The sequence below is a fragment of the Streptomyces sp. I05A-00742 genome (assembly GCF_013055795.1).
In the GTDB taxonomy this organism is placed as follows: domain Bacteria; phylum Actinomycetota; class Actinomycetes; order Streptomycetales; family Streptomycetaceae; genus Streptomyces.
Genome location: NZ_JABETO010000019.1, coordinates 122,196 through 133,538, shown reverse-complemented (window position 1 = coordinate 133,538; position 11,343 = coordinate 122,196). Strand labels below are relative to the sequence as shown.

Annotated in this window: 11 protein-coding genes; 5 read left to right on the top strand and 6 right to left on the bottom strand. The window is 74.0% G+C overall.

Annotated elements, in window-relative coordinates:
- The coding region (locus HN013_RS19540; RefSeq protein WP_171167935.1) for a hypothetical protein at positions 1-531 on the top strand (531 nt) is incomplete at its 5' end.
- Between the two features lie 89 nt (positions 532-620).
- Positions 621-1,439: a hypothetical protein gene (locus tag HN013_RS19535; RefSeq protein WP_171167933.1), complete on the top strand. Its 819-nt coding sequence runs from the start codon at positions 621-623 to the stop codon at positions 1,437-1,439.
- A 42-nt stretch (positions 1,440-1,481) separates the two neighbouring features.
- Here the strand turns inward: HN013_RS19535 and HN013_RS19530 are convergent, their stop codons facing one another.
- The 3 genes from HN013_RS19530 to HN013_RS19520 form a co-directional block, all read right to left on the bottom strand.
- Entirely contained in the window at positions 1,482-2,273 is a 792-nt protein-coding gene (locus HN013_RS19530) for an enoyl-CoA hydratase/isomerase family protein (protein ID WP_171167931.1), read from the bottom strand.
- Between the two features lie 129 nt (positions 2,274-2,402).
- Entirely contained in the window at positions 2,403-2,624 is a 222-nt protein-coding gene (locus HN013_RS19525) for a helix-turn-helix domain-containing protein (protein ID WP_030366669.1), read from the bottom strand.
- Between the two features lie 400 nt (positions 2,625-3,024).
- Positions 3,025-4,623: an ABC-F family ATP-binding cassette domain-containing protein gene (locus HN013_RS19520; protein ID WP_171167929.1), complete on the bottom strand. Its 1,599-nt coding sequence runs from the start codon at positions 4,621-4,623 to the stop codon at positions 3,025-3,027.
- Positions 4,624-5,076: 453 nt separating this feature from the next.
- Between HN013_RS19520 and HN013_RS19515 the strand changes: the two genes are divergently transcribed.
- Positions 5,077-5,967, top strand: coding sequence for a neutral zinc metallopeptidase (locus HN013_RS19515; protein ID WP_171167927.1), 891 nt, complete (start codon positions 5,077-5,079; stop codon positions 5,965-5,967).
- A 46-nt stretch (positions 5,968-6,013) separates the two neighbouring features.
- Positions 6,014-6,439 carry a VOC family protein gene (locus HN013_RS19510; protein ID WP_171167925.1) on the top strand — a complete coding sequence of 142 codons (426 nt, stop codon included), beginning with the start codon at positions 6,014-6,016 and terminating at the stop codon, positions 6,437-6,439.
- A gap of 37 nt (positions 6,440-6,476) precedes the next feature.
- Here HN013_RS19510 and HN013_RS19505 read toward each other — a convergent pair whose 3' ends face one another.
- From HN013_RS19505 to HN013_RS19495, 3 genes are all read right to left on the bottom strand, one after another.
- Positions 6,477-7,913, bottom strand: a complete 1,437-nt coding sequence (locus tag HN013_RS19505; RefSeq protein ID WP_171167923.1) for a hypothetical protein — start codon at positions 7,911-7,913, stop codon at positions 6,477-6,479.
- 77 nt (positions 7,914-7,990) lie between these two features.
- A complete protein-coding gene (locus tag HN013_RS19500; protein WP_249375158.1) occupies positions 7,991-9,115 on the bottom strand; it encodes an alpha/beta hydrolase in 1,125 nt (374 codons plus the stop codon).
- 158 nt (positions 9,116-9,273) lie between these two features.
- The gene (locus HN013_RS19495) at positions 9,274-9,939 is read right to left on the bottom strand and encodes a class II aldolase/adducin family protein (RefSeq protein ID WP_171167921.1); all 666 of its coding nucleotides are present in this window, start codon (positions 9,937-9,939) and stop codon (positions 9,274-9,276) included.
- A gap of 112 nt (positions 9,940-10,051) precedes the next feature.
- On the opposite strand from HN013_RS19495, the gene HN013_RS19490 reads away from it, so the two are divergent.
- Entirely contained in the window at positions 10,052-11,332 is a 1,281-nt protein-coding gene (locus HN013_RS19490; protein WP_171167919.1) for an inorganic phosphate transporter, read from the top strand.
- Positions 11,333-11,343: the final 11 nt, after the last annotated feature.

The following is an 11,343-nucleotide window of genomic DNA, read 5'->3' as shown; positions in this document are numbered from 1 at the left end:
GGTCTGCCCGGCGTCCGGCTCGGCCGGCTGCGCATCGCGGGCTCCCCCGCGCCGCATGCCCCGTCGGACGTCCCGCTCCCGCCCGGCGCCCTGCCCCCGGGCCCCCTGCGGTGTGCGGCGGACCTGGCCGTGGCCGCCGCCGACGGCACCTCCCTGCCGGCGGCCGCCGAGCGGCTGCGCACGGCACTGTGGGCGGTCTCGGACGAGCGGCTGGGGCTGGCGCTGGAGGGCATCGACGTCCGGGTGACGGACGTACTGACGGAGGTGTCCGGTGCTCCGCCGGCAGCGCCCGAGCCGGCCGACGGGACCGCGACGGCGACCGGGGCCGGGACGGCCGTCCTCGCCGTCCCCGGGGTGGCGCGGGAGGCGCCGGTGCTCGGCGGGCGGGACGCCGATGTCGGGAGGTGGGTGCAGATCGCCGTGGCCGGCGGGCACCGTGCGGTCGATGTGGCGCGTGCGGTACGGGAGTTGGTCGCGCCGGGGGTGGCGGTGCTTGTCACTGCGGTGGACCCGGGCCCGGCCGGCCGCTGAGGACACCCCACCCGACCGGCCCCTCATGCTCCCCCGGACGCACCCCCTAGAATCCTGCGCGTCGACTTCGAGGGGGACGAAGCAGCACCATGACGTACGCAGGTCAACGCCGTCCGGGACAGCCCTGGCCGCCGCCGCGCCGCCCGCCGAACGGGCCGCGCGGACGCACGCGCCACCGGGGAGGCTGCCTCGGCGCCTTCTTCGGTTCCGCCCGCGCCAAGGCGCGCGCGATCTTCGCGGCGGCCGGGCCCGGACGGGTCGAGGACCCGGTCGTCACCCGGGTACAGCTGTGGCGCGCGGCCCTCGGTACGGCGGCGACGTTCCTGCTGATCAGCACCTACGGCATGGACGGCGGCTGGGAGGAGGTGTTCAGGGACGGGGTGAGCAAGCTGTTCCTGGCGCCGGTGGTGCTCATCGTGGTCGGCCCGGTCGTCATCGCCTGCTTCATCTGGTACGCCCCGCCGCGGCACCGCCGTCTGCTGCGGTCGCGGCTGCGGCATCCGCTGAAGGCGGTCGGCTGGTACCTGGGCGCGGCACTCACCGTCCTCCTCTGCCTCCAGGTGCACTCGCTGCTCCAGGAGTACCACCCGCTGGGAATGCTGAGCACCGTCGCGCCCCTGCTGTTCCTGCCGCTCATTCTGTGGATGCTGGCGTTCCTCGCCTTCGCCTCCGGCTCGGCCGCCCGCTACGCCTTCAACACCGCCGATGTGCACGCCGCGTTGCCTGCCGTGCTGACGGTCGCGCTGGTGTGGACGCTCAACCTGGTCACGCTCGGCGACGGCCTGCCGAACGGGCCGCTGACGGTGCGGGTCGCCGCGTTCCTCGGCGGTCCGGTGTCCGTGACGGCCGTCGCCCTCTGGGAGTTGTGGTTCCTGCGGACGCGGTACGGCGTCCGCGTGCGCGGCTGAGCCGCGGGCCCGGCCGACGGGCCCGCGGCCGTGGCGCGGGGGCTACTCCCCCAGCCCCGCCAGGTCCCTCAGCCGCCGGCCCTGCGCGGCCCGCTCGGCGGTGCGCTGTTCGTCGTAGGTGCGGCCGGCCGCGTCCCGCAGCAGCGCCTTCGTCTCGACGACCGCGTCGCGCGGGGGCGCGAGCAGGGCGGAGGTCAGGTCGGCCACGGCCGCGTCGAGCTCCGCGCCGGGGACCACGAGGTTGGCCAGGCCGGTGCGTTCGGCCTCGTCGGCGTGGACGAAGCGGCCCGTGGCGCAGATCTCCAGCGCGCGGGCGTAGCCGACGAGCGAGACGAGCGGCCGGGTGCCGGCCAGGTCGGGCACCAGGCCCAGGCTGGTCTCGCGCATGGCGAACTGCGCGTCCTCCGCGCAGACGCGAAGGTCGCAGGCGAGGGCGAGTTGGAAGCCCGCGCCGATGGCGTGCCCCTGCACGGCGGCGACGGAGACGATGTCGTTGCGCCGCCACCAGGTGAACGCCTGCTGGTACGTGGCAATTTCGGCGTCCAGGTCGGCGTCCGCACCGCGTGCGAGATCGAGGAACGACGGCTCGCCGTCGAAGCCCTCGGGCGTGAACGCCTGCCGGTCGAGGCCCGCGGAGAAGGACTTGCCCTCGCCCCGGAGCACCACGACCCGCACACTGCCCGGCAGCAGCCGCCCGGCCTCGGTGAGGGCCCGCCACAGGGCGGGCGACTGGGCGTTGCGCTTGGCAGGGTTGGTCAGGGTGACGGTGGCCACCGCGTCGTCCACGGTGAGCCGTACGCCGTCCTGTTCGAGCAGGGCCTGCGGGGCGGTCATGGGAGCCTCCGGTATCGGCATGCAGTCGCTGATGAAGCTGATAAGTGACTGCACAGTAACCACCCGGCCGGTCGAACGGCCGACCGGGTGGCACTGCCCATGCTTTCGGTGCCCGACAGGTGCGCGGTGTCAGGCCGAGGCGGCCTTCTTGCCACGCGTCGCCCCGCCGCGACCCCGCAGGATCACGCCGGATTCGCTGAGCATCCGGTGGACAAAGCCGTAGGAGCGGCCGGTCTCTTCGGCCAGCGCCCTGATGCTCGCACCGGAGTCGTACTTCTTCTTCAGGTCTGCCGCGAGCTTCTCGCGCGCGGCGCCGGTTACCCGGCTGCCCTTCTTCAGAGTCTCGGCCACCCGTGCCTCCTCATGGGAGATGCGCCTCTTGTCTCTCATGATCACCCCTTGCCGGGATCCTGGCCACCCATTCGGCAAGGTCGATGACAGAAGGTTTCCGCGATCCGGGTCGCCGAAGCCGGGCGGAACAGGAGATTCCGGCCGCCCCTGCCCGTACGGCCGTACGGGTGGCCCGGCAAACGGGCAGGTCAGGGAGGGCCCCCGGAGCACGGGGGCGAAAGGCACCGGGTGCCGCTTCCGGTGCGTGCGCCGGAGCGTTCCACCACACCGGGGGATGAGCCGCCCTCACTCATATGAAGGATCACGCATCGGCCGAATGATCGGTACGGCACTGATCAACGGTGACCGATCACCGGCCGGGAGGGGCCGGAAGGGGGTCCGCGCCGGGCGCGGACCCGGCTCAGGCGAGCGCCACCAGGTCCGCGTAGTCCGGGCCCCACAGGTCCTCGACGCCGTCCGGCAGCAGGATGATGCGCTCCGGTTCGAGCGCGTCCACGGCGCCCTCGTCGTGCGTCACCAGGACCACCGCGCCCTTGTAGGTGCGCAGCGCGCCCAGGATCTCCTCGCGGCTGGCGGGGTCGAGGTTGTTGGTGGGCTCGTCGAGGAGGAGGACGTTGGCGGAGGAGACGACCAGCGTCGCCAGGGCCAGCCGGGTCTTCTCGCCGCCGGAGAGCACGCCCGCGGGCTTGTCGACGTCGTCGCCGGAGAAGAGGAAGGAGCCCAGCGTCTTGCGGACCTCGACGAGGTCGAGGTCGGGCGCGGAGGAGCGCATGTTCTCCAGGACCGTGCGGTCCGGGTCCAGCGTCTCGTGCTCCTGCGCGTAGTAGCCGAGCTTGAGCCCGTGGCCCGGGGAGACCTGGCCGGTGTCGGGCTTCTCGGTGCCGGCCAGCAGGCGCAGCAGGGTGGTCTTGCCGGCGCCGTTGAGGCCGAGGATGACGACGCGGGAGCCCCGGTCGATGGCCAGGTCGACGTCGGTGAAGATCTCCAGCGAGCCGTAGGACTTGGACAGGCCCTCGGCCATCAGCGGGGTCTTGCCGCAGGGCGCGGGCTCCGGGAAGCGCAGCTTGGCGACCTTGTCACTGGCCCGCTCCGCCTCCAGTCCGGAGAGCAGCTTCTCGGCGCGGCGGGCCATGTTCTGGGCGGCGACGGTCTTGGTGGCCTTGGCCCGCATCTTGTCGGCCTGCGAGTTCAGGGCGGCGGCCTTCTTCTCGGCGTTCTGCCGCTCGCGCCTGCGGCGCTTCTCGTCGGCCTCGCGCTGCTGCTGGTAGAGCTTCCAGCCCATGTTGTAGACGTCGATCACCGAGCGGTTGGCGTCGAGGTAGAAGACCTTGTTGACGACGGTCTCGACCAGGTCGACGTCGTGGGAGATCACCACGAAGCCGCCGCGGTAGGTCTTGAGGTAGTCGCGCAGCCAGGCGATCGAGTCGGCGTCGAGGTGGTTGGTCGGCTCGTCGAGCAGCAGGGTGTCGGCGTCCGAGAAGAGGATCCGGGCCAGCTCGACGCGGCGGCGCTGGCCGCCGGAGAGGGTGTGCAGCTGCTGGCCGAGGACGCGGTCCGGCAGGCCCAGGCTGGCGGCGATGGTCGCGGCCTCGGCCTCGGCGGCGTACCCGCCCTTGGTCAGGAACTCCGTCTCCAGGCGCTCGTACTTCTTCATGGCCTTCTCGCGGGTCGCGCCCTTGCCGTTGGCCATGCGGTCCTCGTTCTCGCGCATCTTGCGGAGCACGGAGTCCAGGCCGCGCGCGGAGAGGATGCGGTCGCGGGCCAGGTCCTCCAGGTCACCGGTGCGCGGGTCCTGCGGGAGGTAGCCGACCTCGCCGGAGCGGCTGATGGTGCCGGCGGCGGGGATGCCCTCGCCGGCGAGGCACTTGGTGAGGGTGGTCTTGCCCGCGCCGTTGCGGCCGACCAAGCCGATGCGGTCGCCCTTGGAGATGCGGAAGGTGGCGGACTCGATGAGGACACGAGCGCCGGCGCGCAGCTCGATGCCGGAGGCGGTGATCACGGAACTACTCCTGGGCGGGATGGACGGCGGTCGAGGGGGGCGCCTCCCGGGGCCGTGCGGGCCGGGGAGGGGGCGAACACTGCCGCGCGGGCGGCCGCGCCGTCTAATGCACGAGGAGAGAAGCCATGGGGAAGATTCTAACGGTGGCGGGCAAGCGGATTTCCCGGCAGGGAGGACGGCGGGCCGGTCGGCCGGGGGGACGATCAGGGGCGCGTGGAGTGCCCCGGCACACCGGTCGCACACCTCGCGCGCCGTCGCACGCTTCCACCGGAACCCGCCTGTTTCGCTGCGTTACACCCTGGTTCACTACCGTTTCATCCGGCATGGAAGGCTCCGGGCGGGGCAGCCGTCGATCCCCTGTGTACGTCCTCATGACCCGTGCCCGGAAGGGCGCATATCACACGATTCACGGATACTCGGGGTGAAAGTTCCCGGGTGGAGAGGCGGTCGTGCATGCAGTTCGACGACGACGCGGATCTCGACACCTCCCAGGTGCGGGACGAGCGGGGCAGCCGGGTCCCCGGCGGAGGGCTGACCGTCGGCGGCGGGGTCGTGGGGCTGCTCGCCCTGCTGGCGGGGCTGTTCTTCGGCATCGGCCCCCAGGAGCTGGGGCTGTCCTCCGGGGAGCCGGGCACCGCGCCGTCGGCGAGCTCGGAGGCCCAGGTCGCGCAGAGCTGCAAGAAGGGCCGGGACGCCAACACCCGCGAGGACTGCCGGATCGTCGGCGTCGTCAACAGCGCCCAGTCGTTCTGGAGCCAGGAGTTCGCCCGCCGCTCCACCGCCTACAGCCAGGCGCCCACCACGCTCTTCACCGGCCGGACGAACACCGCCTGCGGGGCCGCGAGCTCCGCCGTCGGGCCGTTCTACTGCCCCGCCGACCGCAAGGTCTACCTGGACCTGGACTTCTTCAAGGAACTGACCGGTAAGTTCGGGGCCCGCGGCGGACCGTTCGCCGAGGCGTACGTCGTGGCGCACGAGTACGGGCACCACATCCAGAATCTGACCGGGACGCTGGACCGCTCCCAGGACCGCAGGACGGGCGCCGGCAGCAACGCCGTCAGGGTCGAGCTCCAGGCCGACTGCTACGCCGGCGTCTGGGCCCACCACGCCGCCACGACGCCCGAGCGGTCGACCGGGAAACCCCTGCTCAAGCCGTTGACGCAGACGGACATCGACGACGGTCTCTCGGCCGCGGCGGCCGTCGGCGACGACCGCATCCAGGAGAAGTTCCAGGGGCGGGTCACGCCGGAGAGCTGGACGCACGGCTCGGCCCAGCAGCGGCAGCAGTGGTTCACGACCGGGTACCGGACGGGGAACGTGGCGGCCTGCGACACGTTCCGCTAGCCGGACGAGGGCCTCCCCGTTCCCCGCACACCGAGGAGTCAGCGCCATGTCGGACATCACGAACACCACCCGCCCCACGGTCACCCCGGCCCTGCTCTACCAGGACGCCAGGGCGGCCATCGCACAGCTGACCACGGCCTTCGGCTTCGTCCAGTCCGCGCTCTACGAGAGCGAGGACGGGACCGTGCTCCACGCGGAGCTCGTCCACGGCAACGGCATGGTGATGCTCGGCTCCGCGGGCCGGGGCGGGCCCTTCGCCGAGGCCATGTCCGGTGCCGGACCCGCGGGGATCTACGTCGTCGTCGAGGACGTCGACGCACACTGCGAGCGGGCCCGGCGGCAGGGCGCCGAGATCCTGGTGCCGCCGGCCGACCAGGCGTACGGCTCCCGCGACTACCTGGCCCGGGACCTGGAGGGCAACCTCTGGACCTTCGGCACCTACGCCCCGTCCGGCCCGGAGGTCGCCGACTGACCCCGGGCCGGACGGGGGACGCTCGACGGGGGGAGGCTCAGCTGCCCCCGCGGTGCACCTGGAACGCCGCCCGGCGCACGGCCTTGGCGAGGGCCGGGTCGGGGTGCGCGGCGGCCAGCGCCACCAGCACCTGGACGGTGCGGGGGTGCCCCACGGCCCGTACCTCCTCCAGCAGGGCGGGCACCGTGCCCTGCACGGCGGATTCGAGGTGGCGGACGAGCAGCCGGCTCTCGCCGTGGTCGGCGACGGCCGCGGCGGTGTCCACCCAGAGCCAGGTGGCCTCCTCCCGGGTGAGGACCTCGGCGGCCTCCTCCGGGTCGTGCCCCTCCTGCTCGGCGAGCCACAGCAGGGCGTAGGGGCGCAGGACCGTCTCGTCGACGACCGCCCGGACGGCGGGTTCGGCGGGCGCGCCGACCGCCCGCAGGGCCTCGAAGGCCAGGCCCCGCAGGAGGGCGTCGTCGCCGCGGGCCGCGTCCAGGAGCTCGGCGACGGCGCTGCGCACCGGCCGGGCGGCGAGCCAGGCCCGGTACTCGGCGCGGGCCGGTCCCGGGCTGAGGTCGGCGCAGCCGCGCAGCATGGCCTCGGCGGCGAGCTCGATGTTGCCCGCGGGGCTCTGGGCGGCGACACAGATCTGTTCGAGCTTGACCCAGACGGCCCAGTTGCCGAGCGGTGTCAGCACCGCCTCGGCCCGCGGGCCCGTCCCGCCGCGCACCACGAGGGCGCCGACCGAGGCCAGCCCTTCGAGGGCCCAGGCGAGCAGGTCCGGGAGCGGGTCGGTGCCCTCGGGGTCACCGGTGCGGGGGCCGGGGACGGGCGCGCCGGTCGGGGCTGGTTCGGGCCCGTCGTACGGGACCTCGCAGCGCTCCGCCCGGATCTCGGCCACCCGCTGCTGGAGCAGGTCGAGCAGCATGGCGACCGACACCGGGCCGGCCGACAGGTGCATGACGGACAGCAGTTGGGGCGCGGCCTCGACGACCTCGGCGGCCACGGTCGGATCGGTGCCCGCCGGTTCCGGGTGGGCGAGCGACCAGGCGTCGAACAGCGCGACCCAGCCGCGCAGTACGGCGCTGTCGTCCCGGTCCCAGGCGGTCAGCCGCCAGCCGGGGCGGGCGCTGCCGCCGTGCAGTTCGAGCAGTCCGGCCAGCCGGGCCCGGTCCCAGTCGGCCCGCACCTGGCGGACCGTCAGGCCCAGGGCGGCCGCGGCCCGGTCGGCCGCGCCGGCCCGCAGACCGCCGGCCTCCTCGGGGCCCGGTCCGGCCCCGCGGGCGCACTCTTCGGCCGCCCAGCGGGCCAGCCGGACGGCACCGGTGAGCCCGGCTCTCGCCTGCCGGGCGAGCTCCGGACGGCCCGGGAGGCCGGCGGGCGGGCGGGGGGCCGGACGGGAGCCTCGGTTCGCCACGGCCCTGCGGGCGGCGGCGATCGGCTGCCGGGGTACGAGTCTGAGCCGGGAGTCGCGCGGAGTACGGGACGTCACAAGTGCAGTCTTGCCGTTCACGCTCCGAAAACCCAATCGGAATCAACCGTGCAGTCACGATGCCCCCTGGTGGCAACCTACATAAGGGGGGTCAGGAACCGTCGCAGCGTCTCCTCGTACCCCGCCCGGTCCGCGTTCCACAGGGCGGCGTGCCCGGCGTCGCGGACCGTGCGCAGGGTGACGAGGTCCGGGCGGCGGGCGGCGAGGTCCCGGGAGTGCCGCCAGGGCGCGACGGCGTCGTCCGGGCCGTGCAGGAGCAGCGTGGGGACCGACAGCCGCGCGGGGTCGGCGGCGGCCCGGAGCGTCCCCTGGTCGAGCCCGGCCCGCACCCGGGCCGCGCGCACCCCGAGCGGGCGCAGCGCCGCGGGGAGGCGGCGCGCGGCGAGGGCGTGCAGCGCGGCGTTCCAGTCGAGCACCGGCGAGTCCAGGACGAGCCCTCCGATGTGCGGCCGGATCCGGGGGTCGGCGGCGGCCAGCAGGGCCGCGGTGGCCCCGGTGGACCAGCCGTGCAGGACCACGTGCCGGGCTCCGTGCCGGACGGCCTCCTCGACGGCGGTGGCGACGTCCTGCCACTCGGCGGCGCCGAGGCGGCCGATGCCGTCGGCGGGGCGGGGCGCGCCGGGGTCGCCGCGGAGGGCGGGGACGAGCACGGGGAGCCGGGTCTTGCGCAGGAACGGCAGCAGGACCATGGGGTGCTCGCGGGTGGTGCCGATGCCGTGCACCGCGATCACGTAGGTGTCGCGGGCGCCGCGCAGGAACCAGGCGGGCAGCGGGCCGTCCTGCCCCGCGAGGTCCACGTCGTCGTGGTCGAGGCCGAGGGCCGCGCGCGGGTCGCCGAGGTGCACCTGGGGGGTGAGCCGGACCCTGACGCCCGCCCTGAGGTCCCCGTGGGTGATCCGTTCGAGGTGCCGGACGACGCGGTCGTGCGGATGGGAGACGTCCGCGACGGGCGGCCCCACGACGGCGTGCAGGCCCCGGCCGGTGAGCCCGTAGGTGCCGGGGCGCAGGGAGGCGGCCGTCCGGTCGAGGGTGACGGTGGCGGCGTCGACGGCCCGTACGGTGAGCGGCTGTTCCCCGGGGAGCGGCCGGTCCGGTCCGGTTCCGAGGAGGGTGTCGCCCGCGTACCGTCCGGCGGCCAGTGCGGCCGCCCCGGCACCGATCATGGTCGCCGCTGTCATCGCCGTCGTCCGGACCAGATGCATCCCTCCAGTGTCCGCACACGGGCTGGGCGGGGCCAGTCGGCGTGGACGGGCGAGCGGGTGATCACCGGCCACGCTTCCTCCCGCCGTTTGCTCCTCTTTCTCCGCGTTCTCCGCGGATTCCCTCGGTTTCCCTCCGCGGTTGCCCCGTCCGGCCGGGCTCAGTCCCGCCGCTGTCCGTACCCGCTCAGCTTCTCCGCCGCCTCCGCCAGCTGCCCGGCGTCGAGCAGCGACGGGCTCCGGCCGGCCGCGCCGGAGGCCGCGAGCCAGACGTGGCACATCCACTCCAGCTGGGCGGTGCGGTCGTACGCCTGGTCCAGGGTCGCCCCGTGGGTGAGGGTGCCGTGGTTGCGCAGGAGGCAGCCGGTGCGGCCGTCCAGGGCGGTCAGGGCGTGGCGGGCGAGCTCGTCGCTGCCGTAGAGGGCGTAGGGGGCGACCCGTACGGGTCCGCCGAGGGCGGCGGTCATGTAGTGGATCGGGGGCAGCTCGGTGACGAGGGTGGAGACGGCCGTGGCGTGGACGGCGTGCGTATGGACGATGGCCGCGGCGTCGGTGGCCCGGTAGACGGCGAGATGGAGGGGGAGCTCGCTCGTGGGGGCGAGGGAGCCGTGGAGCCGGCGGCCGTCGAGGTCCACGGCGACGATCTCCTCCGGGCCGAGCCGGTCGTAGGGGACGCCGCTGGGCGTGACAAGGATCATGTCGCCGACCCGGGCGGAGACATTTCCCGAGGTGCCCACCACCAGGCCCTCGGTGACCGTCCGGCGGGCCGTGGCCAGCACGTCCGCCCGGATCCGGGTGATCGTCGTGTCGTCCGTGGGTTCCGTCATCGATTGCCGCCTCCGGTTCGCGTCACCATGGAGCCCGCCTCAGTTCACCTTCCGTTCACCCTGGATCCCTACGGTCGCCGTGTACTGACCACCGGACTGATTGCCTGGGTGAATGGAACACATCACGCTTCTCATCGGGATCGTGATCGTCACGGCCTTGGTGTTCGACTTTACGAACGGCTTCCACGACACGGCCAACGCGATGGCCACCACCATTTCCACCGGGGCACTCAAGCCCAAGGCAGCGGTGGCGATGTCGGCGGTGCTCAACCTCGTCGGCGCGTTCCTCTCCGTGGAGGTCGCCAAGACGATCTCCGGAGGCATCATCGACGAGACCGCCGGGATCAGACCAGAGGTGATCTTCGCCGGTCTGGTCGGTGCGATCGTCTGGAACCTGCTGACCTGGCTGGCGGGCCTGCCCTCCAGCTCCTCGCACGCCCTCTTCGGCGGCCTGATCGGCGCGACCGTCGCCTCCGTCGGCTTCGACGCGGTCAACGGCGACAAGGTCATCATGAAGGTCCTCATCCCGGCCGTGGCCGCCCCGCTCGTGGCCGGCATCTCCGCCTGGGCCGCGACCCGGCTGACCTACCGGCTGGCCCGCAACCGCGACGAGGCGGACACCGCCAAGGGCTACCGCGCCGGGCAGATCGCCTCGGCCGCCCTGGTCTCGCTGGCCCACGGCACCAACGACGCGCAGAAGACCATGGGCGTGATCACCCTCGCCCTGGTCACCGGTGGCGTCGTCGCCCCGCACTCCGACCCGCCGCTGTGGGTCGTCGTCTCGGCGGGCGTCGCCATCGCCCTCGGCACCTACCTGGGTGGCTGGCGCATCATCCAGACCCTCGGCAAGGGCCTCACCGACATCCGCCCGGCCCAGGGCTTCGCCGCCCAGACCGGCGCCGCGACGGTGATCCTCGCCTCCTCGCACATCGGCTTCGCCCTCTCCACCACCCAGGTCTGCTCCGGCTCGATCATGGGCGCCGGCCTCGGCCGCAAGGGCGGCGTCGTGCGCTGGTCCACCGCCGGCCGCATGGTCATCGCCTGGTGCCTGACCCTCCCGGCCGCGGGCCTCGTCGCCGGCGGTGCCGCCCTCCTCGCCGACCAGGGCGACTGGGGCGTGGCCGCGGTCGCCGTGCTCGGCCTGGGCGTCAGCGGCGCGATCTGGCTGGTCTCCCGCCGCAAGCCCGTGACTTCCGCCGACTTGGCAGGCTCCCCGGAGACCGCCGCCGTCCCGGCCGAGCCGGTCGGTGTCGTCACGGCCGCCCTCCAGGCCGTCGCCCCGCCGCCGGCGGGCCCCGTGCCCGCCGCCGCCCCGGCCGTCCCGGCCACCCCGGCCGTCACCCCCGAGCCCGCTCCCGCCCCGGCCGCTCCGGCCGTGGTCGCGACCAGCTGAGGACTTCCGTT